A 26342-nucleotide genomic window follows, 5' to 3' on the forward strand; every position below is an offset into this window, starting at 1 on the left:
TTCTTGACGACCATAGAGCATTGGAACCACCTGATCCCATCCCGAACTCAGCAGTGAAACGATGCATCGCCGATGGTAGTGTGGGGTTTCCCCATGTGAGAGTAGGTCATCGTCAAGATTAAATTCCGAAACCCCTATCTGCGTATGCAGGTAGGGGTTTTGTTTTGTCCGCAGGAAAGTACACCTCTGTTTAACGCACAAATTGGCGCAGTTATTTTCGACTCATACCTCTAGAATAGGCCCAACTTTCTCGGAGCCAGAGCCTTTATGCCAGATTCGGTTGACGCCCCAAGGCTGTCAGAATTACCGCTGGACGATTTGGTCGCATGTCATGAGTGCGACTTGCTGATGCGAAAACCCGAGCTCGCCCATGGCGAGAAAGCGCTGTGCCCGCGCTGCGGTTATGAGCTCTACGCCCATCGGCACAACGTCGTGCAACGCAGTCTCGCCTTGGTCATTGCCGCGTTATTGTTGTATGTGCCGGCGAACTTTTTACCCATCATGGAGCTTAATCTACTCGGGCAATCGTCGAAGGACACCGTCTGGAGCGGCGTTGTCGCTTTGTTCGATACTGGAATGCAAAGCGTTGCGGTGATTGTGTTCCTGTGCAGTATGGGTATCCCTTTGCTCAAACTGCTCTGCCAATTGGCAGTCTTGTTGAGTATTCGCTTTGATATTGGACGCAGCTACGGCTTGCTGCTCTATCGCATTTATCACCATTTACGGGACTGGGGCATGCTTGAGGTTTACCTCATGGGCGTACTGGTCGCGTTCGTAAAACTGGCAGATATGGCAGCCATTAGCGTAGGTCTTGGTCTGGTGTGCTTTATCAGTTTGCTGTTGGTTCAGGTCGGGTTGGAGGTTGTGATGTCGCCTCATCAGATCTGGCAGGCTTTATCAGGAGAGGATGCCCATGCGGGCGATTGATGCAGGCATTCTGATTTGTGCGGAATGCCATGAGTTGAACAAGCAGGAAGCTGACACCGACGAGCAAGTTTGCACCCGTTGTGGTGCGCTGGTTCATGCCCGTCGCCCGAACAGCCTGGTGCGCACCTGGGCGCTGCTGATTACCGCTGCGATTCTCTACATTCCGGCCAACATGCTGCCGATCATGACCATCAATTCACTCGGCAAGGGCGCCCCCAGCACCATCATGTCCGGCGTGATTGATCTGGTTCATTACGGCATGTTTCCCATCGCGGCAGTTGTGTTCATTGCCAGTATTCTAGTGCCGACGTTCAAACTGGTGGGCATCGGGTTGCTGCTGTTTTCGATACAGCGCCGCCAGCCACTCTCGGCTCGCCAACGTATCTGGATGTACCGCTTTATCGAGTTCATCGGCCGCTGGTCGATGCTGGATATCTTTGTGATCGCCATTCTGGTGGCGGTCGTGAATTTTGGACGGCTTGCCAGCATTGAAGCCAATCTTGGCGCCATCGCCTTCGCCAGTGTGGTGATTTTGACGATGCTTGCCGCAGTTTCTTTCGATCCCCGACTGATTTGGGATAACACGGAGTCGGACGACGACCATGACTGATTTGCCTACAGCGACAACCCGACCGGCCTCGAACTGGTCAGCCATTTGGATTCTGCCCCTGATCGCGTTGATCATCGGCGGCTGGCTCGGCTGGCGTGCTTATAACGAGACAGGCATCGAGGTTCAGATACGTTTCGAAAGCGGCGAAGGCATCCAGGCCAACAAGACCGAAGTGGTCTACAAAGGCATGTCCGTCGGTAAGGTGAAAGCCCTAAAACTCGATGACGAAGGTGCTTCCAAAGGCGTGATCGCGACTGTCGAGATGAATAAGGATGTCGAGCAATACCTCAAAACCAGCACACGCTTCTGGCTGGTCAAACCGAGCGTGACACTGGCCGGTATTACCGGTCTGGAGACGCTGGTTTCGGGTAATTACGTAGCGATCAACCCCGGTGAAGGTGAGCCCACTCGCAAATTCAAGGCGCTAGCCGAAGAACCACCGTTGTCCGACGCCAAGCCGGGTTTGCACCTGACCATCAAGGCTGATCGCCTCGGTTCTCTGAACCGTGGCAGCCCTGTGTTCTACAAGCAGATCAAGGTCGGCGAGATCAAAAGCTACGTGCTCTCGGAAGACCAGAGTACCGTCGAACTCAAAGTTTTCATTGAACCCACTTACGCCAATCTGGTACGCAAACACACGCGTTTCTGGAATGCCAGCGGCATCAGCATCGACGCCAACCTGTCCGGTGTGAAAATTCGCAGTGAGTCGCTTGCCAGCATCGTCGCCGGTGGTATCGCGTTCGCCACACCGGAGAATCGCAAAGACAGTCCGCCCACCGATCCTAGCTTGCCGTTCCGTCTCTACGAAGACTTTGACGCCGCGGCAGCCGGTATTCGGGTCAAGGTCAAACTCACCGATTTTGAAGGCTTGCAGGCCGGCCGCACGCCGGTGATGTACAAAGGCATCCAGGTCGGCAATCTGAAGGCCCTCAAGATCGATCCGGACCTGTCCGGTGCCACCGCTGAATTGACCCTTGATCCATTGGCCGAAGATTACCTGGTCACCGGCACTCAGTTCTGGGTGGTCAAACCGTCGATTTCCCTCGCGGGTATCACCGGTCTGGAAGCGTTGGTCAAAGGTAACTACATCGCGGTGCGCCCTGGTGATAAAGGTTCAGCGCCGCAACGCGAATTCGTGGCGCGGCCCAAGGCGCCGCCACTGGATCTGCGATCACCGGGCCTGCACCTGGTGTTGTTCACCGAAAACCTCGGCTCGCTGGAAGTCGGCAGCCCGATTCTCTACAAGCAGGTCAAGGTCGGTTCGGTCCAGAGTTATCAATTCTCCAAGAAAACGAAGCGACTGGTGATCGGTGTCCATATCGAGAAGGAATACGAAGGGTTGGTTAACGCCTCGACGCGATTCTGGAATGCCAGCGGCATCACGCTTACGGGCGGACTGACGGACGGAATCCAGGTCAAAAGTGAATCGCTGCAAAGCCTGATGGCCGGCGGCATCGCCTTTGAGACACCTGAAGCCAAGGCACCGCTGCAAAAAAAGATCCCGCGTTTTCGCCTGTTCGCCAACCATGACGAGGCCAATCAGAAAGGCACCGTGGTCACCATTAAGGTTGAGCGCGCCGATGGCTTGCGCAACGGCACGCCTGTGAGATTCAAAGGCCTGGATGTCGGCAAGATTGAAGACGTTGACCTCACTGATGATCTGCAATCGGTGATGCTCACCGCACGGATCACCGTAGTGCCGGAGCGCATTGCCCGGGTCGGCAGTCAGTTCTGGGTGGTGAAACCTGAGTTGGGTCTGATCAAGTCTTCCAACCTCGAAACCCTGGTCACCGGCCAATACATCGAAGTGCAGCCCGCACCGAAAAATCTTGGGCCACAAACGAACTTCGTCGTCTTGGCCAATCCACCAGAGTCGGCCAAGCAGGAAGCCGGTTTGAGTCTCGTCCTGAGTGCCGCTCGCCGTGGTTCGCTGAAAACCGGTGTGCCGGTGACGTACCGCGAAATTACCGTCGGCAAGGTCACTGGCTATGAACTCGGACAGACGGCGGATCGTGTGTTGGTGCACATTCTGATCGAGCCGAAATACGCGCCTCTGGTGCGCAGCGGTACGCGTTTCTGGAACAGCAGCGGTTTTGGACTCGACTACAGCTTGTTCAAAGGCGCGACGGTGCGCACTGAATCGCTGGAGACGCTGATTCAGGGCGGCATCGCCTTTGCCACGCCGGACGGTGATCGCATGGGTAGTCCGGCGCGGGCTGAGCAAACCTTCCCGCTGTTCGACAAGTTTGAAGATGAATGGCTGACCTGGGCGCCGAAGATCGCAATCGGCAAGTAGTCTATCGGTGCCTGTAATGCCGCCTTCGCGGGCAAGCCCGCTCCTACATTAAATCCGGTGCATACCGAACCATTGTGGGAGTGAGCCTGCTCGCGATGAGAGCCTCAAACTCACCGAAAGGCTCCCACAAAAAAGGCCGCGATCCATTGGATCGCGGCCTTTTTCGTATCTGACGGTTTAACTCAGACTACATCCAGCTCCGGCTCATCAGCCTGCGCAACAACGCTGGCCTTCACCTCATCATGACGACGAATGTACTTCCAGTCCGCCTCATCGATGTAGATCCCGTTCGGCCCGCTTCCGCCTTCCAGGTCAATCGCAACACTGGCGCAAACCTGCGGCTTCACACTCGCCAGGATCGGTACGAAGCCCAGTTGCAAACTGGTTTCCAGCAGCGCTGCCTGGTTCTTTTCGTCGATGTCCGCCGCTTCGTCGAGGTAGTACGGCAGGCGCACGCGACCGGCCTGGTCGCGGTCCATCAAGTGCAGCAACAAGTACATGTTGGTCAGCGCCTTGATGGTCATCGTGGTGCCGTTGGAGGCGGCGCCATCAATGTCGGTGTGGATCACCGGCTGACCGTTGACCTTGGTGATTTCGAACGCGAGTTCGAACAAGTCTTTCAGACCGAGCTGGTTATGGTTTGCCGCCACCAGCCGCGCCAGGTACTCCTTGGCTTCTTCGTTCTTGTTGTCCTGATCGGCGCTTTGGCTGAGGTCGAACACGGAGAGGGTTTCGCCTTCTTCGTATTGGCCGGCGCTGTGGATGATCTGGTCGATGTGCTTGAGCGCTTCCTTGTTCGGCGCGAGCACGATGCGGAAGCTTTGCAGGTTGGACACCTGACGTTTGTTGATCTCGCGGTTGAACAGCGCCAGTTGATGCTCAAGGCTGTCGTAGTCGCTGCGGATGTTGCGCAGGGTCCGGGCGATGTCGGTGACCGCTGCACGGCGTGCCTTGCCCAGTGTCAGGGCTTCGTCGGTGCGGTGCGCATACGCGTTGATCAGGAGTTGCAGACGGCGTTCCATATCGTCTTCGCTGTCGAACTTGGCCACACCCTTGAGGCGGACCTGCGCATACAGTGCTTCGATCTGACCGTCACTGCGCAGCAAACCCTGCCAGCTGTCCTGATAGTCATTGAGCAGCGGCAGCAAGTTGTCCATGGAATCGTCGATCGGGTCCATGAACGGCGTGCCGAATGGCAAGTCTGCCGGCAACAGCTGACGGCGGCGCAGGGCGTCGTCGAGGGTGCGTTGCTTGGCTTCCATGTCGCCAATCTGACGGCCGACCAGTTGCAACTTGGCCGACAGTTGCTGGACGCGTTCGGTGAAGGCATCGCTGGAACGCTTCAATTCGTCCTGCGCCGCTTCCATTTGCGCCAGTTGCTCAAGTTTGTCGCCTTCCTCGGCGCTCAGGGTTTGCGCACGACGGAAATCTTCCAGGGCTTTCTGTGCATCCAGTACTTGCTGGTACAGCGCTTCGGTCTGGGTCTTGCTCGCCGCGCGGTCGGCGGCGACGGCCTGTTGGGTCTTGAGCTGCTTGAGTTCTTTGTCCAGACGCTCTTTCTGATCGCGCAACGCGGCACGGTCAGCCAGGGCTTGTAGTGCTGGCGGTTCGATGTGCGAAATGTCGATAGACAGGCCCGGCACTTCGAAGCGCTCGCCTTTGAAACCGTCGAGGATCAGCTCCATGGATTTGACCCACTGACCGTCCTCGTCCAGCGTGATGCCGTGCTCACCCAGCGGCAGGCTGAACAAAGCGCTATTGAACAGACGCATTAAACGCTCGACGTCCTGCTGCGAAAACTCTTCACGCAGACGGGCGTAGCTGTTGTTATCAGCGTGATCGAGTTGCTGCTTGACCGACTTGAGGCGTTTTTCCAGATCGCGCAGACGTTCTTCCAGATCTTCGGCAGAGAACTGCCGCGACTGCGCCAGCGCACCAGCCAGCTCATCGTGCGCGTCCTTGGCTGCGAGCAGTTGTTGCTCCAGCACTTTGACGTCATCGACCAGCGCGAAGCGATGCTTGAGCACCGACAACTCGCCGAGCCAGCGCTGGATACCGGTGATTTCCCGTTCCAGGCGCATCAGTTCTTGCGTGCCACCGCGCTGATCGTTTTGCAGCGCGTCTTGCTCGTTGCGGTAATGCTCGGCCTGAATCGTCAGCTCTTCCTTGCGCGCACCGGCATAGTCCGACCAGGTGCCGAGCAGGGAATCGAGCAGCGGCGAGATCCTGTGCAGTTTGCCGCGCAGGATATTGCGCTGGGCCACGCCGGCGGCCAGTGCTTCAACCAGCGGGCCAGCCGTGACCAGCGAGTTGTAATCCTGCTCCATGCGACGAACATCGCGGAATGCTTCTTCGCACGCGGCGATGTAGTCGACGCTGCCGGAGCGCAGGCTGTGCTCGAACGCATCGAGGAACAGTTGCTTGAGCTTGGCCGCAGTGATTTCGCGCATGTGCAACAGGTTGATGAACAGCGCGCGGAATGTCTTCAGGCTCTGCTCGCTGGTGGAGCGCAGCGGGATCAACGTCAGGTCCAGCGGAATCGAGGTGTGACCGCCAACCAGTAAACGACGCAGCTCATCAGGCTTCAACTCGTAGGCTTTGAGGCCTTCGCGCTCAAGGTTGGTGAACAGTTCTTTCTGGCGCAGGCAGGTGTCGTTTTTCTGGTAGTGCGCCAGATCGAGTTTGCCGGCATAGGCAAAGAACTGGTGACCGAAACCACCGCCCGGGCCGCGACCGACCACGCCGATCACGTGTGGACCGTGGGGCAGCGAGACTTCAACGAGGATGTAACTGGTGTCTGAGGCGAAATAGAAACGCCGGGATTGTTCCAGACTGTACTTGCCGAAACTCATGTCCGACATGCGCGCCAGAATCGGGAACTGCAAGGCGTTGATCGAGGCGGATTTACCGAGGTTGTTCGCGCCGTACACCGACAGCGGTTCTTCCAGCGGAAACAGGCCGAGGCTGTAACCGGCGGTGTTCAAAAGGGCAAAGCGGCGAATGCCGTAGCGTTCCTTGCTCATGCGTCGATCTCCTGTTCTTCGGCGATGGCGCGGGCCATGGCGTCTTCTTCGCTTTCTTCTTCGAAGTCAGTCAAATCCAGCGGATCATCGGTTTCCAACAGCTTTTCGTCGCTATCGTCATCGATCAGCACCGGGACCGGCAATGGCAGCACGCTGTGCAGGCTGGCCGCCAGATCGCGGTCCTGCTGAACCGAAAGGCAGACATCGAGGAAGCGGTGCATCGGCGGCAGGAAACGGTAGATGCCGTTTTCTTCGCCGGCAAAACCGAGCTGGGTCATGCGGCGCATGATTTTTTCTTCGAGTTCTTCGACCGTCTGTACTTCAGCCTGGATGAACAGGTCGCGGTACTTTTCCAGCAAGGAAGGCAATTCATCGCGACCGAGGCTGCCACCGTCGAGCACGGCGACCGGGTCACGGCCCTGATCCGCCAGATGTTCGACAAGGATGAAGGTGAACAGCGCCAGACGCTGGGCAGTCTTGTTCACCGCTGCAGCGGCCAGATCCGGCACGAAGTAGTAGAACCCCCGGGTGTCGCACACCAGTTCAAAGCCCAAGGCCTTGAACAGCGTGCGGTACTGGTCCTGGAAGTTCGACAGTTGCGCGTACAGCTCCGGGTCGCGGCGGCTGACGTGATAGCCCTTGAACAGCTCGCGAAAGATCGGCGCCAGCTGGGACAGTTCGTTTAGATCAAGATGCATGTGGGATGCTCGCAGAATCCTCGGCGGCGGTGTCGCCGGCCGAGAGCAGGGCGAAGGAGCGCAGGCTGACCTGGTGCTCATGAGTGTGGTAATCGCGGCGTTCCAGACGCTCGCGTTTGAAGCGTTTCTCCCTCGACAGGCGTGAGAACCAGTACAGCAATTCGTCAGTAGCGCCGTCCGGCTCCTGCTCCAGCAGCCAGGTCATCAGGTCCGGCATTGGCAGGGCGTCTTCGCAGCGTTCGAGCATTTCGCGAACGGTACGTGGCGCGCGCGGTGTTTCGCCTTTCTGGGTCTTGTGGGCCTTGGGGAAGCGCGCCGGTTTAGGCTCGAAACGGGCCAGCGCATACACGTAGGCTTCGACCTGACTGGCGCTGCCGAGGAACGTGCTTTGCGGTCGGGTGAACATCGGCATGGCGGCTTGCGGCACCGCATCGATGCCTTTACGACGGATGGCCGACAAGGCCAGCGCCGCGCCACGGGTCACGGCATTGTGGCGACGAGCTTCTTCACGTAGCGGCAGCAACAGTTCGCGGGCATGACGCAGGGTCAATTGGGCGCTGGTCTGCATTTCGAGGATGCGTGCGTGGGTGCGCAGCAGCATGTCGTCGTCGACCAGATGGCCGAGGCGTTGCTGCTCGCTGAGCATCTTCAGCAGGACGGTTTCGACCTTGCGTACACCTTGTTCGAAGGCGCCGTCGGCGTTCACCAGGTCAATCATCGGTTCGACGTATTCGTCCCAGGTCGCCAGCACTTCAGCGTAACGCTGACGCAATGGAATCTGTCGGTCGCTGGTTTTCGCCCTTTCGGCGACGGCTACCAGCGCCTGTTCATCGTTATCGAGTTTTTTCAGTACGTCGCGTACGCGCATATCGAGTAAGCGCAATTGGCGCGCCAGGTCATGGCCGTCGCGAACGTCGAAGGCGTCCTGAATGTAACCGGCCAGGCGCTCGAGGTGACGCAAGTAGGCTTCAATCTCCAGGCACAGGCCCAGACGGTGCTCACGGCGCAGGTAGGCGAGGAAGTCGTGGATCTGCGCATTGAGCTCGAAACGGTTCGGGCTTTTCGCCACCGGAACCAGAATATCGAGGCGGATCCACACGTCCAGCAGGCTGGTGATGTCCTGCGGCGTACTGTCGAGTTGCTGGGCGGCCAACTGTGAACGCAGTTCGTTGAGGCTCAAGGTGCCTTGGTCGAAGTGCTCGCACAGTGGCTCCAGAAGTGCCCAGTGTTCAGCGAGGGCGCGCAAGACGCGCTTGGGTTCGATCATCGGAATGGCCGGCTGGTTGGCGATTAAAAGCCGCGATTGTACTGCATCGCGGGCGTGTCGATTCACTCTCGGGACGGGCTGTCGCCATTTTTCATAGGTGGAAAGACTATCGGTGAAGTCTATCGATCAACAGCGCGGGCGATCTTTAGCGAAGGGCGGTAGAATCACCGCACTTTAGTTATCCACAAGTGGCCGACCTTTGCTTATCGAGTCCCGTCGCCGCGCTTATTTGACTGCCATGCAGGTGGTCAACTGGCTGCCGCGCACCGAATTGCCCTTTGCCGCGCCCTCCCGCCCCGAGTTGCTGGAGATGCCCGAGCCGTTGGTCGTGGCGCCGGTGGCCCCGGCTCCAGTGGCTGAAGCGCCCATGGAGCCTGTGGTCAAACCGGCCGAACGGGTGAAAATCGAGGTCCCTCGCCCGTCGTTGGCCAGTACGCGGACCAACGCCAAGGTCGAAGAAGAGGCGGCGCCGGTCGTCGCCAAGGCTGTGCAAGTGCCGCCACCGCGCTTCGCCCTGCAATTGCTGCGCGCCGGTCGCTGCCTGCTGCTGGTGGAGTTACCCACAGGCGAAACGTTCCAGACCCGCGATCCCGCCTATTTGCTGCTCAAAGACATGCTGCGCGCCGCCGGTCTGCCGGACAGCCCGCAGATCGTCGGCGAACCGGTACGCTGGCCGCTCCTGGCTCGTGGCACCATGGACCAAGGCCTGGAAGCGGCTCGCGACTTCGTACAGGGTTTTCTCTCGGCGCGCATTGAAGATGCTCCATGCGTTTGCGTGTGGCTGATCGGTCTGCCGGCGGTGCGGTTTGCCGGTGAGGCCAATGCCGAATCATTCAACCGTGAACTCCAGGTCGAAGGCCTGGGCTCGGTCTGGGCCCTGCCGGGTCTGGAATTATTAATGGAAGAGCCACAGCGTAAGGCTGATGTCTGGCAAGCCATGCGTCGGCTGATGGCGCGCTGGAAAGAATCAAATGAGTGACGCAGTATCGTTCCGCGTAATGACCGAGGCGGACCTGGAAGCAGTACTGAAAATTGAATACGCGGCATACAGCCATCCCTGGACCCGCGGGATTTTTCTCGATGGGTTGGGCAAATACCAGATCTGGCTGATGTTCGAAGGGCAGCAGCAGGTCGGGCATGGCGTGGTGCAGATCATTCTGGATGAGGCGCATCTGCTCAATATCACCGTGAAGCCGGAGAATCAGGGCCGTGGTTTGGGTCTGACGCTGCTGGAGCACTTGATGTCGATTGCCTACAAGGCTGAGGCGCGGGAGTGTTTTCTGGAAGTTCGCGACAGTAACCGCTCGGCATTTCGTTTGTATGAGCGGTACGGCTTTAATGAGATTGGCCGGCGTCGGGATTATTATCCGGCCGTTGGTGGCCGGGAAGATGCCGTGGTCATGGCCTGCACACTCGTCGACTGACCCCCCTTAAAAGCATCGTCGGAACGCCGCCCGGAGCCGGCTCACTCCTACAGTTGATCTATATCGGTCACAGGATTTGTGTACTACACAGATCCATTGTGGGAGTGAGCCTGCTCGCGATGGCGGCTTAACAGTCAATAAAGATCAACGATTCCCATCCATCGGATCCCGATTCGCCATCTCCGCTTCATCCAGCCCATTACCGCCGCCAATGTCATCTTCATCGACAATGCTCAAATCCCAATCCGCCTGATCGCCTTCACCGGCTTCATGAGCATCCCGCGCGCCATCCTCAAGGATTAGCGTTTCCGGGCTCATGTCATCATCGGTAGGCTCGTGATCATCGGTCGAGGCGCCCGCCATGCCCCCTTCACGCAGGCGTTCAATGGGCATCAGCCGTACGCGTTCGGTTACCAGCAGTTCGTCACCGATCTTGCCACCGGGTTCTTCCTCGTCGAAGTCCAGCTCATGCACCTTGCCTATGCGGTCTTCGTTGTCGTCGATCGGCTCTGGTTGCGCCGCATCGAACGGACGTCGTGATTCAGTCATGGCAATTCCTCATACTGTGGGTCTTACTACGGTGGACCCACTGAACTCCCGAGAATTCCACCGGCCATACTTGCATCAAGCGCGTGACCCCGACGGGTGGTTGTCTGTCAAACCAGCGCATCATTCTTGAGGCTTTACAGCATGAACGAATTACAAGATCTGATTGATAACAACGAACGCTGGGCCGAAGCGATCAAACAGGAAGATCCGGACTTCTTCTCCAAGCTGGCCCGCCAACAGACGCCGGAATATTTGTGGATTGGCTGCTCCGACGCCCGTGTGCCGGCCAACGAGATCGTCGGCATGCTGCCCGGCGACCTGTTCGTGCACCGCAACGTGGCCAACGTGGTGCTGCACACCGACCTCAACTGCCTGTCGGTGATTCAGTACGCCGTGGACGTGCTCAAGGTCAAACACATACTGGTCACCGGTCACTACGGCTGTGGCGGTGTGCGCGCCTCGATGCAGGATCGCCAGCTGGGCCTGATCGACGGCTGGCTGCGCTCGATTCGCGACCTTTATTATGAAAAACGCGAAGAACTGGCCAAGTTGCCGACCGAAGAAGAGCGAGTCGACCGTCTCTGCGAGCTGAACGTGATTCAGCAAGTGGCGAACGTCGGGCATACCAGCATTGTGCAAAACGCCTGGCATCGAGGGCAGAAACTGTCGATCCACGGCTGCATTTACGGCATCAAGGACGGCCGCTGGAAAAGCCTGAACGCGACCATCAGCGGGTTTGAGCAACTGCCGCCGCAATACCGTCTGCGTCCGGTCGAGAAGTTGTAAAGGTCCTCAACAAAGACTGCGCCGACGCCAGTGTTGATAAAACAGCTGGCCGTCGGCGTTCGGCGGTTCATCGTAACCGGTGATCCAGCCTCGGCACTCCGGCGACCCACACAGGCAGGCGAACTGGCGTAGCAGTTTGTCTTCGGTTGCGGCGAAGTCCATCGTCAGGCTGTCGCCTTTCTTGATGTCCTTCAGCGCCCACAACCACAGTTCGCTCATGTCAAAAAACACGTTGGGGTCGCAGGAATGCTGCAGCAGGCCGCTGAAACGCGGGTCATAGAGATGAATGTCGGTCGCCATTTGTCGCGTGTGTTGATCGCGATAAGGCAGCACATGCCCCGACACACGGCAGATTCGGCTGATCCGTGGAAACTCGCACAACGCTGTGACGGCCACCGCCGAGCCATCGGCGGTGCAGATGATTTTGAAGTCGGCCCGTGATGGAAATCCCAGGCTGAGCGGCAGCTCTGGAAACGGATAAATGCCATTCGGCGGAGGCGAAGACGTTGGGTGCAGCGGATGAGGTTTCATAACGATCCTTGTCGGCAACGCGTTGCGACTTCCAACACTGACAATCCTGTCAGCCCTGCAACACAGGGGCATGCCTCACAATCTCGCATATGAAACGACGGGTCTACTGTCAGAACTGACAGTGGGGGGAGTGCACTTTTTTCGCGCTTCGAGGTGTAGAACATCCCGTAGGTTTTTGCCAGGTTTGTTTGCGATGCTTGATCCAGTTACGTATCGGTGTGCTTGAAGCGAAATGTGACAGAGGGGTTACAAGTAGCGCGGTGTTTACCTATCCCAAGCACTGCTAGACTGGCGCAATACTGGACTTGGTAAAGGTCAATCATGAAACCTTCAATCGCACTGGATCTAAAACGCGCAGCCGTACGCGAGGTCGTCGGCCGCTTTCGTGTATCCAATCCGCGTGTATTCGGTTCCGCATTATTCGGCACCGATAAAGAGGGGAGTGACCTGGATTTACTGGTGGATGCACTCCCGGGCGCCACGCTTTTCGATCTGGGCGGTCTTCAGGTTGAGCTCGAAGATTTACTGGGGGTTAGTGTCGACCTGCTAACGCCGGGGGATCTTCCGTTGAAGTTTCGTCAGCAGGTGCTGGAAGAGGCGCGGCCTATATGACCCTCAACCGGCTCGGTGACTACCTGGACCACATGCGTCAAGCCGCTGGTGATGCACTTGTTTTCGTCGAGGGGTTGAGTAAAGACGAATTTTTCGACGACAAACGTACCCAGCAAGCAGTCATCATGAGCCTCATCATTATTGGCGAAGCGGCTACCAAGATAATGGATGGTTACGCGGACTTTGCAGGCGAAAATTCGCAAGTGCCGTGGCGCAGCATGCGCGGTATGCGTAATCGCATCGCTCATGGCTATTTCGATATCAATCTTGAGGTGGTGTGGGATACGGTTCAGGCAGCTTTGCCAGAACTATTGAAAGTGTTACCCACCGACCAAACCTGATTGCACCTGCCCCCCCGGCAGGCGCAATCAACTTTAATTAAGGCATCACCGGCGCCGTATACGTCAGCGTCGTCCCCAGCGCCCACAGCAGAAACAGCACAAGCGGCGTATGCACCAGCAACTGCACGAACGAGAATCCGATCAAGTCCCGCGCCTTCAATCCGAGCACGCCCAGCAGCGGCAGCATGTAGAACGGGTTGATCAGGTTCGGCAGCGCTTCGGCCGCGTTGTAGATTTGTACGGCCCAGCCCAGGTGATAGTTCAGGTCGGTGGCCACTTGCATGACGTACGGCGCTTCAATGATCCACTTGCCGCCGCCGGACGGGATGAAGAAGCCCAGAATCGCCGAGTACACGCCCATCAGCACCGCGTAGGTGTCGTGGGACGCGATGCTGACGAAGAAGGTCGAGATGTGGTGCGCCAGGGTCTGAGCGTCAGTGCCTTTGACCGTGGTCATCAAGGCGGCGATCGAGCCGTACAGCGGGAACTGGATCAGCACTCCGGTGGTGGTCGGTACTGCGCGGGACACCGCGTCGAGGAAGCTGCGCGGACGCCAGTGCAGCAGCGCGCCGAGCATCAGGAACAGGAAGTTGTAGGTGTTCAGCCCGGAGATGGCACTGAGCAACGGTTTGGTCGAAAACTCGTGGAACAGCCAGCCAGCCGCCAGCAGCACCAGCAAAAGGGTCAGCAGCGGGCTGTATTCCAGCCATTCGCCGGGGCGAGTGCGTGGTTGCAGTGGTGGCAGGTTGAAACTCGGGTCGACGCCGCAGGCTTTGGCGTCACGGGCCGTGTTGGGACCTGGCGCGGTGGCGTAGGCAACGATCAGCGAGACCACGATCAGCGCCAGCAGCATGACACCGGATTGCCACAAAAAGATCGTTTGGGTGAAGGGAATGACCCCGGTGATCGCCAGGATCGACGGCGGCAGACTGGCCGGGTTGGCCTGCAGTTGTGCAGCGGACGACGACAGGCCCAAGGCCCACACCGCACCAAGGCCCAGATAGACGGCAGCACCGGCGGCACGGTAATCCATTTTCAGATCGGTACGGCGGGCGAGGGCGCGCACCAGCAAACCGCCGAACACCAGCGACAAGCCCCAGTTCAGCAGCGAGGCGACCATGGAAATCAATGCCACCCAGGCTATTGCGGAACGGCCGTTTTTCGGAAGGCGCGCCAGACGGTCGATCAGTTTCACCGCTGGCGGCGAGCTGGCGACCACATAACCGCCAATCACCACGAACGCCATCTGCATGGTGAACGGGATCAGGCTCCAGAACCCGTCACCGAACGCCATGGCGGCGTCAGTCGGTTTGGCGCCCATGAACAGGGTCGCTACGGCGACGATGATGACTGCCAGCGCGGCAAACACCCAGGAATCGGGGAACCAGCGTTCGGCAAAATTTGAACAGCGCAGGGCAAAACGGGCAGAGCGGGTATCTTCGATATCAGCAGCCACGGGCGTACCTCGAATTTTTATGTTTATGGTGGTCTTCGGGCTGTAACGGCCCGTCTAGACAGATGCCAACAGTAAATCAACCGATCCTGCCGTGTGACAAAGTTTTACCAAAACAGGACTATGGTCTAACGGCTTGTCCGTGGAGGCGTTTGCGTAGACCATGGGCACCTTGGTTTTTTTACCGGCTGCAGAGTTCTTTTTCATGACTGCCAACACCCCTTCGCGCCCGATGCCCTTTACCCGCTCGGACTACAAGACCCTAGGCCTGGCGGCCCTTGGCGGCGCGCTGGAAATCTATGATTTCATCATTTTCGTTTTTTTCGCCCTGACCCTCAGCCAACTGTTCTTCCCGCCGGAAATGCCTGAGTGGCTGCGCCTGCTGCAAAGTTTTGGAATCTTCGTCACCGGTTATCTGGCGCGCCCATTGGGCGGGATTCTGATGGCGCATTTCGCCGACCGGCTGGGGCGCAAGAAAGTCTTCAGCCTGAGCATCCTGATGATGGCGCTGCCGTGCCTGCTGATCGGGATCATGCCGACCTACGCGCAGATCGGCTATTGGGCACCGCTGCTACTGTTGGTATTACGTGTCCTGCAAGGCGCGGCGGTGGGTGGTGAAGTGCCGAGCGCCTGGGTGTTTGTCGCCGAGCACGCGCCGGTCGGGCATCGCGGTTATGCCCTCGGTTTCCTGCAAGCCGGGCTGACCTTCGGTTACTTGATCGGCGCCCTCACCGCGACCTTTCTCGCACAGGCGTTCACCCCTGCGGAAATTCTCGATTTCGCCTGGCGTTACCCGTTCCTGCTGGGCGGTGTGTTCGGGGTGATCGGCGTCTGGCTGCGCCGCTGGCTCAGTGAAACCCCGGTGTTCATGGCGATGCAGGCCCAGCGCGATGCCGCCGTCGAACTGCCGTTGCGCACGGTCTTGCGTGAGCATCGTCTGGCGATGTTGCCGGCCATGATCCTCACCTGCGTGCTGACTTCGGCCGTGGTGGTGTTCGTTGTCATCACTCCGACCATGATGCAAAAAACCTTCGGCATGACCGCCAGCCATACTTTCGCTCTGAGCGCGTTGGGCATTGTTTTCCTGAACATCGGCTGCGTGCTTGCCGGGTTGCTGGTCGATCGCATCGGCGCCTGGCGCACGGTCATGCTCTATAGCCTGCTGTTGCCGCTGGGTATTGGCGTGCTTTACGGCTGCCTGATCAGCAGCGGCAACTGGACAGGTCTGGCGTATGCGATTGCCGGCCTGAGCTGCGGGGTGGTCGGCGCGGTGCCGTCGGTAATGATCAGCCTGTTCCCGGCGCGGGTTCGCGTCTCGGGGATTTCCTTCACTTACAACATTGCCTACGCCGCGTGGGCGAGTATCACACCTCTGTTGTTAATCGGTCTGATGCCCTGGAGCCCGTGGATCTGCGTGATCTTCTGTGCAGTGATGGGGGCGGTGGGCGTTGGCAGCGCGGCGTATTTTGGTACGCGCATGCCCAAGATCGGTCATTGCGCGGCGGCTGGCGCGATGTAATCGCAGGTTGTGACGGCAACTATATTTGTAGGACAACCCTGAAACACTCTTCAGAAAGTACCCGTACCGCCGATGGCTAGGCAGCAGGCCGTTTTCCCTCCCAGTCCATCGGTGTTTTCCATGTTCAATAAACGCTTGAAGCAGGAGCTGTCGGCTCTTCGCGAAGAACTCTCCAGCCTTCAGCAAGTGAAGGACAGTCTGGATAGCGAGATGCTGGTCATGACCCTTGATCCAGATGGGCGGATTCAATCGGCCAACCAGAATTTCATCGCAGAGATGTTCTACAAGAGCAACGATCTGGTCGGTCGTCACATCGAAGACATTGTTCCCACCCATGTGAAATCAGACGAATTCCACCGCCGCTTCCAAAACGCGCTGACTCGTGGCGAGCATTTTGCCGGTGCCGTGCGATTGCTGCGGGGCAATGGCCAGGAAGCGTGGTTGCGGTCGATTTTGCAGCCGGTGCGCTCGGCGGATGGCCGGATCAAAAATTTTTCGATTTACTCCAGCGACCTGACGCGCACCATCGAAGCGTCTCGTGAGCACGAGAACCTGATCGGCGCGCTGGTGCGCTCGACGGCGGTGATCGAGTTTGACCTCAATGGCAACGTGCTGACGGCCAACGACCGCTTCCTCAGCGGCATGGGTTACAGCCTCGCGCAGATCAAGGGCAAACATCACCGGGCATTCTGTGAGCCGCAGGAGTACAACAGCGCCGAGTATCAAAACTTCTGGCGGCGCCTGAACGCGGGTGAGTTTGTCGCCGGCCGTTTCAAACGCTTCGACAGCCATGGTCGTATGGTCTGGCTGGAAGCTTCCTACAACCCGGTGACCGATGCCAACAACAAGCTCTACAAAGTGGTGAAGTTCGCCACAGTGATTACCGATCAGGTCAATCAGGAAAACGCCGTTGCCGAAGCGGCCAACATTGCTTACAGCACTTCTCAACAAACCGACGAAAGTGCCCAGCGCGGTACGGCCGTGGTGACTCAGGCGGTGACCGTCATGCGCGACCTGGCCAGGCACATGCAAACCGCTGGCGATGGCATCGAAGCGTTGAATGAGCAATCGTTGGTCATTGGCACTATCGTCAAAACCATCAGCGGCATTGCCGAACAGACCAACTTGCTGGCGCTCAACGCGGCCATTGAGGCGGCACGGGCTGGCGAACAGGGCAGGGGGTTTGCCGTGGTCGCGGATGAGGTCCGGCAGTTGGCGTCTCGCACCAGCCAGGCCACCGATGAAATTGTCGGTGTTGTGCGTCAGAACCAGGAGATGGCGCGCAATGCCGTGGCCCTGATGACCGACGGCAAACTTCAGGCGGAACAAGGTCTGGCGCTGGCGGCGGAAGCCGGCACGGTGATTGTCGAGATTCAAGACGGTGCGCAGAAGGTGGTGAACGCGGTGGGGCAGTTCGCCAATCAGCTGGCGACTTGATCCCTGCCGTCGCGGTGAAAATCGCTACAATCGGCTCTTTTCCCAGGAGCAGACAACATGAGCGATTCCCACCGCCGGCCGGTTCCTTTGTCCAAGGCGTATCGTCTACTCAATCACGGGCCGACCGTACTGGTGAGCGCGGCCCATGATGGCCAGCGCAATATCATGGCCGCCGCCTGGGCCATGCCGCTGGATTTCGAACCGCCGAAAATTGCCGTGGTGCTGGACAAGTCCACCTGGACCCGGCAACTGCTGGAAGCCTCGGGAACGTTCGTGCTGAACGTTCCCTGCGCGGCGCAGGCCGATATCACCCAGACCGTTGGCTCGACGTCAGGCCTGGAATTGACCCAGGGCCAAGGTCAAGACAAGTTCCAGGCCTATGGTTTGCCAACCTTCAGTGGTGAGCTGATTGATGCCCCTATGCTCGAAGGCTGTGTGGCATGGCTGGAATGTCGGCTGTTGCCAGAGCCCAATAATCATCAGCAATACGATCTGTTCCTGGCTGAAGTCATTGCCGCTCAGGCGGATGAGCGCGTCTTCAGTGAGGGCCGTTGGCACTTCGAAGGGCAGGATGCATTGCGCACCTTGCATCATGTGGCGGGCGGGCATTTTCTGATGATTGGCGATCCGGTGGATGGCAAGACCCTGCCGTAATTCAGCCACCAGGCCTGCGTCTTTACAAGCGAATGTGATTTTTAGGATGGCTGCGGGTCGGGCGAGTCATCAAAAAGTCATGCAGCAACGATACCGATGCCGAGAACACCAGGGTCATGAGGCAGAGCATGAGCGTGGTCAGCCAATGGTTCAGTGAAATCGGCACGTCCTCCATGAAGGGGGCAATCATCAGGAAACCGACGATCGCCCCAAGGCCGGTACGCAGCAGGGTCAGAAAACTCGTCCCGACTTCCGCCGTGACCTTGTAGATCACCTCGAACCGTTCACGCATGCGGTCGCTTTTCAGCCGGTGAATTTTCTTGTGAATGCACACCGCGATGTAGATCGTCAGCAGGCAAAAGCCATGGCTGATGATGGGCGCGCTGGCCAGCAACGACTGGAGAATGGCTTGCAGTTCGGCCTGACTCGTGGAGTGGATCAGCAGGGGGATTGCGCCAAGAATGAAGCCCACGATCAGTTCGGTTTTAAAGCGCTTGAGAAACGCACCAGACTCATTGCGCGAATTGCTCTTCCAACGGTTGCTCATCAAATGTAAACGCCTTGGTGGTTGTGAAAAGTATCGGACGCGCTGGGTTTGAGCGGGGAAACCCGCTGGTCAAATCATGACGCCTGCGATTCGGGACACACTTTAAAACAACCGCTGAAACACTTATGTCTGAAGCTTCCGAGGGTGTTGGAGGGCGATTCCCACAGGGTTGTGGGCTTTGCGAGAAGTGCTGGATCTGGCGCTGGAGAAGCGCACAACGCGACGGGCTTTGAAGATCACACGCTAAGCGTCAAGCGTCAGTGTGGTGCTGGTGAACGCGGAAGTGGTGATCAAGCTTGATGGCGGCAGTGAAGTTTATTCGATTGTTACCCGTGAAGCGGTTGCGGAGCTGGGACTGGAGTCGGGTGTGAGTGCAACGGCAGTGATCAAAGCGTTGCACATTATTTTGGGTGTGCCAGCCTAAGTATTGCGGATAGGAATAAACATCACGCGAGACCTGTAAAAAAGGGCCTACCTCCCGGTAAGCCCTTTTTCATTCCCATGTACGAATCAATCCCCCAATGCTTCCCCTTCGCGCCGAGGATCGGCCCCACCGGCCAGCGATGCGTTTCCATGCGCATCCTTGACCCGAACAATCGCCTGGGTACCGCTGGTCATGTCGATCTCACTCACGCTGTGCCCTTTGTCCTTCAACGCTTGAATCAACTCGGCACTGAACTCTCCCTTTTCCAGCTCTGTCGGGCCATTGCGGCTGCCGAAGTTGGGCAGGTTGATGGCGGCTTGTGGGTCGAGGTTCCAGTCGAGCAGGCCGATGGTGGATTTGGCGACGTATTCGATGATTTGCGAGCCGCCGGGAGAGCCGAGAGTGGCGAGGAATTCACCGCTCTGGCGGTCGAAGATCAGGGTCGGAGCCATGGACGAGCGTGGGCGTTTGCCGGGCTCGACGCGGTTGGCAACTTTCTGCCCGTTTTCTTCGGGGATGAACGAGAAGTCGGTCAGCTCGTTATTGAGCAGGAACCCCTGAACCATCACATGCGAGCCGAATCCGGATTCAATGGTGGTGGTCATGGACACGGCGCCGCCTTGGTCATCCACGGCCACCACTTGAGAAGTAGAGATTCGCAGCGGCGAACGGTCCGGCGCGTAGGCCACCTGAATGCCCGGCGGGGTGCCGGGTTTGGCCACGCCCATGCTGCGATCACCGATCAGGGCGGCGCGGCTGGCCAGATAAGCCGGGTCGACCAGCCCTTTGACAGGCACGGGCACGAAATCGGCGTCGGCCACGTACTGCGCGCGGTCGGCGTAGGCCAGGCGCTCGGCTTCGGCGATCAGGTGCACCGCTTCCGGGGCGGGCTCAGTGCCAGCGGGTTTTTGGGTCCGGACCGGTTTAAGCGGCGCCAGGGCGAAACGCGGGTCGCGGGTTTCCAGGGCCTGCAAGGTGCCGAGGATCTGCGCCACGGCGATCCCGCCGGACGACGGCGGCGGCATGCCGCACACCTGCCAGCGTTTGTAGTCGGTGCACAGCGGCGCGCGTTCCTTGGCCTGGTAGCCCTGGAGATCGTTCAACGACAGGCTGCCGGGGTTGGCGTGCCCCTGAACCTTGGTGACGATCTCTTGCGCGATGGCGCCTTTGTACAACGCGTCAGGCCCTTCGTTGGCGATGCGTTTCAACACAGCGGCCAGTGCCGGATTCTTCAACAGTGTGCCGGCGGCTTTCGGGCTGCCATCAGCGTTCAGAAAGTAGGCCACCATGTCCGGCGAGCTGCGCATGGACGAATCCGAGGCGATCAATTGGTGCAGACGCGGCGAAATGGGGAAGCCTTGCTCCGCGAGTTGGATGGCAGGTTCGAACAGCTTCGCCCACGGAAGACGACCGTGTTTGTGGTGGGCCAGCTCAAGCGCTCGTAAAACGCCCGGCGTCCCTACCGAACGACCGCCAATCTGCGCTGGGGTGAATGCCATCGGTGTGCCGTCGGTCTGTAGGAAAAGTTTCTCGGTAGCGCCGGCCGGTGCGGTTTCGCGACCGTCGAAGGTGCGCACAGCCTTGCCATCCCAAAGCACAATCAATGCGCCGCCGCCAATGCCTGAGGATTGTGGCTCGACCAACGTCAGTACCGCTTGCATCGCAATCGCGGCATCAATCGCCGAGCCACCCTGACGCAGCATTTCCCGACCGGCTTCGGCCGCCAGAGGATTGGCCGCTGCCGCCATATGTCTGGACGCGTACCGGGTTTGCAGGTCGGTGCGATAGCCCGAGGCGCTTTCTGGCGCAACCGGCAATGTCGACGTAGGTGGCGCGTTGCAGGCGCTGAGGGTCAGCGCAATGGCGATCAGCGACAGGGCCGAGCGGCGATAGCGGCTCAAGTGGAAGGCTGAAAACACGTTGGGGCACTCCGTCCGTGGGGAAAGTTACCGGGACTTTATCGGTCGCCTCGGGGTGGCGCAAACCAAGACCTACAGTAAAGCTGTTTTTGCCCTTCATGAATCGACGGATTTTCTGTAGGGTCGAGCGCAACAGACGGGTCAGAAGATCAACAAGAGGCAGACATGCAGACTGAGTTCCCCATCCAGCCAAGTTACCGTACCCAGCGAGAGCAGTTCCTGGCAGCAGCCACCGAGGCCGGTGCGACGTTGACCGAATACCCGCATCCACTCAAAGGGCCTTTCGGGGAGCCCTTGAGCACCGATGTGGCGGTGCTGGGCGATCCCGGCGCCAAGCGGTTGCTGATAGCGCTGAGCGGCACGCATGGCGTCGAAGGCTTCTACGGTTCGGGTTGCCAGATCAAATGGATGCAGGACTTGGGCAAGCGCTCACTGCCGGCCGATGTGGCCGTGGTGTTCATTCACCTGATTAATCCCTGGGGCACCGCGTGGCTGCGTCGGGTTAACGAAGACAACATCGACCTGAACCGCAATCACCTGAACTTCGAGCGTTCATTGCCGGATAATCAGGCTTACGCAACGCTGCATGACATCTACGCCTGCACTGAGCTGCAAGGTCCTGAGCGTGAACGCGCCGATGCCTTACTCGACGAGCAGATTCGCCAACATGGCTGGCCGGCGGTGATGTCGATTGTCGAGGGCGGCCAACACAATCACCCCGACGGTCTGTTTTACGGTGGGCTGGCGCCAAGCTGGTCGAACCGCACGTTGCACGCCATCCTGCAAAAGCACGTTGCACATGCTGACGTGGCCATGTGTTTCGATTTGCACACGGGGGCCGGCGAGTATGGTCATCCGATGTTGCTGACGATCACCGAGGCAGCTTATCCGGCGCTCCCGCAGGCGCAGGACATTTACGGCCCGTGGCTCTACACGCTGTTGACCGGCGCCGACACCTTGAGCGAAACCGGTGTGGCGGCAACCGCGACCGGCTACACCTCGCAGGCGTTGGTTGATGCGTTGCCGCAGGTACGATTGATGCCCTTTGTGATTGAGTGCGGAACGTATCCGGGGGCCGACGTGCATCGTCATTTGCGCGATGACCACTGGCTGCATCTGCATGGCAATCCGAGTGATGCAGTGGGGCGCGGGATCAAGCTGAATCTGCTGGAGCAGTTCTATCCGGCCGACAACGATTGGCAGGCGATGGTCTGGCTGCGCACCTGGCAAATTTGGGAGCGGGCGCTGTCAGCGTTGCCGACAATTCGCATCTGACGTGGATCACCCTGAGCCCATGGGGTTCAGGGTACTTTTCTCGAGGCATAAAAAAACGGCCTACCTTTCGGTAAGCCGTTTTTAGTACTTGGTGGCTACACAGGGACTTGAACCCCGGACCCCAGCATTATGAATGCTATGCTCTAACCAACTGAGCTATGTAGCCAAGTGGCGCGCATTATTGGCTTGGAACGATGATGTGTCAAGCGTAAATCTAAAATATTTCTCTACGCTTTCAACTGCTTATCCTCCTGACCCGAAAAAACGGGCCGGAGGAGGGCATCAACTGAGCTGAAATCTCCCGGTATTCGCGCTCAGGGCCTTGCTGCCCTGGCTCAAGGTGTCTGCCGCCAGGTTCACTGCCCGCGCGCCTTCCAGCAACCTTACCGCCGCCTGATCAACTTGTTGAATGTTGCCGCTGACTTCATCGGCGGTGCTGGCCTGTTCTTCCACCGCGGTCGCGATGTGCGCCAGGGTGTCGGTCACGCCTTGCACCGCGAGGGCAATTTCCCCGAGGCGTTCACCCAGGCCGGTGACGGATTGGGCATCACTTTGTGCCTGGCGACAGGCCACTTCCATCAGGCTGACCGCCTCATTCACGGTGCTGCGCAGGCTGTCGACCGTACAGGCAATTTGCGCGGTGGAGGCCTGGGTGCGTTGTGACAGGCTGCGCACTTCATCGGCCACCACGGCAAAACCACGACCTTGCTCGCCCGCGCGAGCCGCCTCGATAGCCGCGTTGAGCGCCAACAGGTTGGTTTGCTCGGCGACACCGCGAATGGTGTCGACTACCAACTGAATCTGTTGCCCTTGCTCACTGACCCGACCCAGTGCCGCGGCGGTGTCGTTCAAGCGCTGATTGAGCTGCTGAATGCTGGCGGTGGTGCGCTGACTGTCTCGGCTGCTGTCGGCGGCAATGCGCTGGGTGTGCTGAGCGCTGCCTGACGCCTGTTCACAACTCTGGGCGACCCCTTGAGAGGTGGCAGCCAGTTGCGTGGCCGCAGCGGCGATCTGGCTGATTTGCAATTGTTGCGCTTCGACTTCGCCGAGTGCGCCGCTGGAGTGATGGTTGAGCGTGCGTACTGCGTTGCTCACCTGTAAGGTTTCGTGATCGACTCCCTGCAAGCTATTGCGCAATTGCACCACGGCGACGTTCAGGGCGGTGCTGATGGCCGCCAGTTCGTCTTGGCCCTGCACGGGGGCTTGCAGGCTCAGATTGCCGTCACGCAAGGCTTCGGCCAGCAGTGTGATGCCACTGGCGCTGCGCCGGATCGAGGCTTGCAGGCAGATAAACAAGTACAGCGCGGCCAGTAGCAGGCAACCAAAGATCGTCGCCACCACAATGAACTGGCGAATCGCCGAGCCGTGGTAGTAATCCAGGCGTTGATCCAGCGACATCAACGATTGCTGGCGCAGGGATGCAAGGTCGGTGAGCAGGGCGTCGAGGTTGCGTTCAAACTCTTCTGGCTTGAGGTTGATGCTGCCGCCGAACACGCCGTCATCCAGCACCTTCAGACTCGTGTCGAGCTGTTTGACGCTGTCTCGGTACTGCCCGGCCCAGTTTTGCAATGCGCCAGGCAGGCGGGCTTCCAGGAGCGTGGCGGTTTTCACCAACTGCTCCCTGGCATCACCGATACGACTGCGCAGGTCACGCAGTTGCAGACGGCTTTGCAGGGTGAACTGCCCGGAGACAACCGACGCCTGACCGACGCTGGCCAGGCGGCCGACCCGTTCGATCAGGTCCGGCGCGTGCTGGGTGGAGATCTGCGTCAGCAGGTAGGTTTCCAGCCACGGCGCCAGCGTCAGGCGATTGTCCATTGCGATCTGTTCGCGCAGGGCTTGCAGGGCGCTCAAGGCGTTGGTGAAACGGTCGTAACCGTCCGGCCACCAGCCGACACCGTTCAGGCTTTTCGAATCCAGGCCATTGAGCGCGGTTTGCAGGGCTTGATAACGGGTCAGCGTTTCGCCCTCGGCGCCTTCAACTTTCAGCGCGTTGCCGAGGTCTGAGGTGGCTTGAGCAACGGCCGGCTGAACCGCATCAAACGCAGCCATCGCGGCGAGGGTTGCGGGCGTCGGCTGGCGATTGGTTTCCGTGGCGCGCCAGCGAGCAGCGCGATCACGCTGGGCCGCGAGCAGGTTGTCGAGCGCATCCAGCGCGAGCAACTGACGCACACCGGCACGTTCGCCGGAGATGAGGCTAAGTTTGGCGCGATAATCCTGACCGATCATCAACAGGCTGCCAGCCAGTGGCAGGATGAACAGGAGAAACAACAGCTGAAATTTGCGTGCGAAGCCAAAACGCCCCAGCAACCCGATCCCCGGTGATAAAAACGACATGCCCCATAACTCCTGTGGACACCACGCACCATCGGCGTGCGTCGAGGTCATTGCGACCGCGACAGGTGCTCTTTTAAAAGGCCTCGAAAGTTCACCCTCGCCAGCTCTGTAGGCCGACTCTGTAGCGAAACTTCCCATTCTCGGCCCCCTTTGTAAGAGGCCCGCATTGAAGGGGTTAAACAAGGCAAGATTTAGACCATGGCGTTGCGCTATCACCTGTCGGGCGTTGAATATTTAGTTCGTTAGCTGGCTAAGGGGATGGCAATGTCGCACGGAAAAATGGCACATTGACGCACCTGCCTGCGTGCACCCATCTGCTATACGGAAATACTCATGGCTATCAGCAACGTTCAGACCGGCGCGCCGTCGGCACCCGCGACTTCACAAAGCAGCCCTTTGGTCGTGCGCATCATCGGCGCGGTGGCGCTGGCGCACCTCATCAACGACCTGATCCAGTCGGTGCTGCCGTCGATTTATCCGATGCTCAAGGCCAACTATGGCCTGACTTTTACCCAAGTCGGATTGATCACGCTGACCTTCCAACTGACCGCGTCGCTATTGCAGCCGTGGGTCGGTTACTACACCGACAGGCATCCAAAACCCTGGCTGCTTCCCGCCGGGACAGTGTGCACGCTGATCGGCATTGTCATGATGTCGATGGTCGGCACTTTTCCGTTGATTCTGCTGGCGGCGGGGCTGATCGGTATCGGCTCGTCGACCTTTCACCCGGAAGCCTCTCGCGTGGCGCGACTGGCCTCGGGCGGGCGATTTGGTTTGGCGCAATCGACCTTTCAGGTGGGTGGGAATGCCGGGTCGGCGTTCGGGCCGTTGCTGGCGGCAGCGATCATCATTCCCTACGGTCAGGGGCATGTGGCCTGGTTCGGGCTATTCGCTGTATTCGCGTTGTTCGTGCTCTACCGGATCAGCCGCTGGTACGCCAACCACTTGAACCTGTTCAAGCTCAAGCAAGGCCAGGCGGCGACTCACGGCTTGTCGAAGGGGAGGGTGATCAGTGCGCTCGTCGTGCTCGGGCTGCTGGTGTTCTCCAAGTATTTCTACATGTCCAGCCTCACCAGCTACTTCACGTTCTACCTGATCGAGAAGTTCGACCTGTCGGTGGCCAGCTCGCAGCTGCACCTGTTCCTGTTTCTGGGCGCGGTCGCGGCGGGGACCTTCTTCGGTGGGCCGATCGGCGACAAGATCGGGCGTAAGGCGGTGATCTGGTTCTCGATCCTCGGTGTGGCGCCATTCACGCTGCTACTGCCGCACGTCGACCTGTTCTGGACCAGCATCTTGAGTGTGATCATCGGCTTCATCCTCGCCTCCGCGTTCTCGGCCATCGTGGTGTATGCCCAGGAATTGGTGCCGGGCAATGTCGGGATGATTGCCGGGGTGTTCTTTGGCTTGATGTTCGGTTTCGGCGGGATTGGCGCGGCGCTGCTGGGACATCTAGCGGATGTGCATGGCATCGAGTACGTGTACTTCCTGTGTTCGTTCTTGCCGTTGCTGGGGGTGCTGGCGATCTTCTTGCCAAGAACCAAAAAGGCCTGAACCAACACATTTCCCAATGTAATTGGATGGACTCGCCCACGCCGAGGCGTCAATGCGCCACGGTGGCAGTCTAAGAAGCCAACGGCAGCGAGGGCGAGTCCATGAAAAAGAATACGACGCTTAAACAGTCCCTGTCTTCAACCGATGTGTCGGCCTGTACGA

Annotated in this window: 21 protein-coding genes, 1 tRNA gene, 1 rRNA gene and 3 pseudogenes; 16 read left to right on the plus strand and 10 right to left on the minus strand. The window is 58.9% G+C overall.

Going from position 1 to position 26342, the window contains the following annotated elements:
• The first annotated feature begins 2 nt into the window (after positions 1–2).
• The 4 genes from rrf to KGB06_RS22945 all read left to right on the plus strand — a co-directional run bounded on the left by rrf (position 3) and on the right by KGB06_RS22945 (position 3833).
• Positions 3–118: ribosomal RNA gene (rrf, locus tag KGB06_RS22930) — 5S ribosomal RNA — on the plus strand.
• A 149-nt stretch (positions 119–267) separates the two neighbouring features.
• Positions 268–927, plus strand: a complete 660-nt coding sequence (locus tag KGB06_RS22935; protein ID WP_223519816.1) for a paraquat-inducible protein A — start codon at positions 268–270, stop codon at positions 925–927.
• Positions 914–1537, plus strand: a complete 624-nt coding sequence (locus KGB06_RS22940) for a paraquat-inducible protein A (RefSeq protein WP_223519818.1) — start codon at positions 914–916, stop codon at positions 1535–1537. Before KGB06_RS22935 ends, KGB06_RS22940 begins: the two co-directional genes overlap by 14 nt.
• On the plus strand, positions 1530–3833 hold the full coding sequence (locus tag KGB06_RS22945) for an intermembrane transport protein PqiB (protein ID WP_223519820.1): 2304 nt from the start codon (positions 1530–1532) through the stop codon (positions 3831–3833). Before KGB06_RS22940 ends, KGB06_RS22945 begins: the two co-directional genes overlap by 8 nt.
• Positions 3834–4015: 182 nt before the next feature.
• Here KGB06_RS22945 and mksF read toward each other — a convergent pair whose 3' ends face one another.
• The 3 genes from mksF to mksB are packed head-to-tail and all read right to left on the minus strand — an operon-like array spanning position 4016 to position 8821.
• Positions 4016–6856, minus strand: a complete 2841-nt coding sequence (mksF, locus tag KGB06_RS22950; RefSeq protein WP_223519821.1) for an Mks condensin complex protein MksF — start codon at positions 6854–6856, stop codon at positions 4016–4018.
• Entirely contained in the window at positions 6853–7554 is a 702-nt protein-coding gene (mksE, locus tag KGB06_RS22955) for an Mks condensin complex protein MksE (RefSeq protein ID WP_223519823.1), read from the minus strand. Before mksE ends, mksF begins: the two co-directional genes overlap by 4 nt.
• Positions 7544–8821: an Mks condensin complex protein MksB gene (mksB, locus tag KGB06_RS22960; protein WP_223519825.1), complete on the minus strand. Its 1278-nt coding sequence runs from the start codon at positions 8819–8821 to the stop codon at positions 7544–7546. The genes mksE and mksB overlap by 11 nt, the downstream gene beginning before the upstream one ends.
• Before the next feature lie 238 nt (positions 8822–9059).
• Here mksB and KGB06_RS22965 point away from each other — a divergent pair, with 238 nt between their 5' ends.
• Both KGB06_RS22965 and rimI read left to right on the plus strand, forming a co-directional pair.
• Positions 9060–9800, plus strand: a complete 741-nt coding sequence (locus tag KGB06_RS22965) for an energy transducer TonB (RefSeq protein WP_223519855.1) — start codon at positions 9060–9062, stop codon at positions 9798–9800.
• On the plus strand, positions 9793–10245 hold the full coding sequence (gene rimI, locus KGB06_RS22970; protein WP_223519827.1) for a ribosomal protein S18-alanine N-acetyltransferase: 453 nt from the start codon (positions 9793–9795) through the stop codon (positions 10243–10245). Before KGB06_RS22965 ends, rimI begins: the two co-directional genes overlap by 8 nt.
• Before the next feature lie 144 nt (positions 10246–10389).
• On the opposite strand, the gene KGB06_RS22975 is transcribed toward rimI, so the two are convergent.
• On the minus strand, positions 10390–10794 hold the full coding sequence (locus KGB06_RS22975; RefSeq protein WP_223519829.1) for a serine kinase/phosphatase: 405 nt from the start codon (positions 10792–10794) through the stop codon (positions 10390–10392).
• A 141-nt stretch (positions 10795–10935) separates the two neighbouring features.
• On the opposite strand from KGB06_RS22975, the gene can reads away from it, so the two are divergent.
• Complete coding sequence (gene can, locus KGB06_RS22980) at positions 10936–11580, plus strand: carbonate dehydratase (protein ID WP_223519831.1); 645 nt, start codon at positions 10936–10938, stop codon at positions 11578–11580.
• Positions 11581–11586: 6 nt separating this feature from the next.
• Here can and KGB06_RS22985 read toward each other — a convergent pair whose 3' ends face one another.
• Positions 11587–12111 carry an SET domain-containing protein-lysine N-methyltransferase gene (locus tag KGB06_RS22985; protein WP_223519833.1) on the minus strand — a complete coding sequence of 175 codons (525 nt, stop codon included), beginning with the start codon at positions 12109–12111 and terminating at the stop codon, positions 11587–11589.
• Between the two features lie 321 nt (positions 12112–12432).
• On the opposite strand from KGB06_RS22985, the gene KGB06_RS22990 reads away from it, so the two are divergent.
• Both KGB06_RS22990 and KGB06_RS22995 read left to right on the plus strand, forming a co-directional pair.
• Positions 12433–12723, plus strand: a complete 291-nt coding sequence (locus KGB06_RS22990) for a nucleotidyltransferase family protein (protein WP_223519835.1) — start codon at positions 12433–12435, stop codon at positions 12721–12723.
• Positions 12720–13064, plus strand: coding sequence for a DUF86 domain-containing protein (locus KGB06_RS22995; RefSeq protein ID WP_223519837.1), 345 nt, complete (start codon positions 12720–12722; stop codon positions 13062–13064). The genes KGB06_RS22990 and KGB06_RS22995 overlap by 4 nt, the downstream gene beginning before the upstream one ends.
• Before the next feature lie 37 nt (positions 13065–13101).
• On the opposite strand, the gene KGB06_RS23000 is transcribed toward KGB06_RS22995, so the two are convergent.
• Positions 13102–14520 carry a short-chain fatty acid transporter gene (locus tag KGB06_RS23000; protein ID WP_223519839.1) on the minus strand — a complete coding sequence of 473 codons (1419 nt, stop codon included), beginning with the start codon at positions 14518–14520 and terminating at the stop codon, positions 13102–13104.
• Positions 14521–14722: 202 nt separating this feature from the next.
• On the opposite strand from KGB06_RS23000, the gene KGB06_RS23005 reads away from it, so the two are divergent.
• The 4 genes and pseudogenes from KGB06_RS23005 (at position 14723) to KGB06_RS23015 (ending at position 18127) form a co-directional block, all read left to right on the plus strand.
• On the plus strand, positions 14723–16036 hold the full coding sequence (locus KGB06_RS23005) for an MFS transporter (RefSeq protein ID WP_223519840.1): 1314 nt from the start codon (positions 14723–14725) through the stop codon (positions 16034–16036).
• 219 nt (positions 16037–16255) lie between these two features.
• Positions 16256–16933: pseudogene (locus KGB06_RS30160) on the plus strand (PAS domain-containing protein); the annotation flags it as partial.
• Positions 16934–17035: 102 nt separating this feature from the next.
• Positions 17036–17473: pseudogene (locus tag KGB06_RS30165) on the plus strand (methyl-accepting chemotaxis protein); the annotation flags it as partial.
• A 57-nt stretch (positions 17474–17530) separates the two neighbouring features.
• Positions 17531–18127, plus strand: coding sequence for a flavin reductase family protein (locus tag KGB06_RS23015; protein ID WP_223519844.1), 597 nt, complete (start codon positions 17531–17533; stop codon positions 18125–18127).
• Positions 18128–18149: 22 nt separating this feature from the next.
• On the opposite strand, the gene KGB06_RS23020 is transcribed toward KGB06_RS23015, so the two are convergent.
• Positions 18150–18674 carry a hypothetical protein gene (locus KGB06_RS23020; RefSeq protein ID WP_223519846.1) on the minus strand — a complete coding sequence of 175 codons (525 nt, stop codon included), beginning with the start codon at positions 18672–18674 and terminating at the stop codon, positions 18150–18152.
• 253 nt (positions 18675–18927) lie between these two features.
• Between KGB06_RS23020 and KGB06_RS23025 the strand changes: the two are divergent.
• Positions 18928–19098, plus strand: a pseudogene (locus KGB06_RS23025) (TOBE domain-containing protein); the annotation flags it as partial.
• An 86-nt stretch (positions 19099–19184) separates the two neighbouring features.
• Here KGB06_RS23025 and ggt read toward each other — a convergent pair.
• Positions 19185–21017 carry a gamma-glutamyltransferase gene (gene ggt, locus KGB06_RS23030; protein WP_223519847.1) on the minus strand — a complete coding sequence of 611 codons (1833 nt, stop codon included), beginning with the start codon at positions 21015–21017 and terminating at the stop codon, positions 19185–19187.
• A gap of 165 nt (positions 21018–21182) precedes the next feature.
• Between ggt and KGB06_RS23035 the strand changes: the two genes are divergently transcribed.
• Positions 21183–22292 (plus strand): DUF2817 domain-containing protein, encoded by a 1110-nt coding sequence (locus KGB06_RS23035; protein WP_223519849.1) that lies wholly within the window; start codon positions 21183–21185, stop codon positions 22290–22292.
• 89 nt (positions 22293–22381) lie between these two features.
• Here the strand turns inward: KGB06_RS23035 and KGB06_RS23040 are convergent.
• Together KGB06_RS23040 and KGB06_RS23045 are read right to left on the minus strand one after the other, a co-directional pair.
• Positions 22382–22458 (minus strand) — tRNA-Met (locus KGB06_RS23040).
• Positions 22459–22574: 116 nt separating this feature from the next.
• Positions 22575–24629 (minus strand): methyl-accepting chemotaxis protein, encoded by a 2055-nt coding sequence (locus KGB06_RS23045; protein ID WP_223519851.1) that lies wholly within the window; start codon positions 24627–24629, stop codon positions 22575–22577.
• Positions 24630–24962: 333 nt separating this feature from the next.
• Between KGB06_RS23045 and KGB06_RS23050 the strand changes: the two genes are divergently transcribed.
• The gene (locus KGB06_RS23050) at positions 24963–26180 is read left to right on the plus strand and encodes an MFS transporter (protein WP_223519853.1); all 1218 of its coding nucleotides are present in this window, start codon (positions 24963–24965) and stop codon (positions 26178–26180) included.
• Positions 26181–26342: the final 162 nt, after the last annotated feature.

Source organism: Pseudomonas sp. GL-B-19, from assembly GCF_019956415.1.
In the GTDB taxonomy this organism is placed as follows: Bacteria; Pseudomonadota; Gammaproteobacteria; order Pseudomonadales; family Pseudomonadaceae; genus Aquipseudomonas.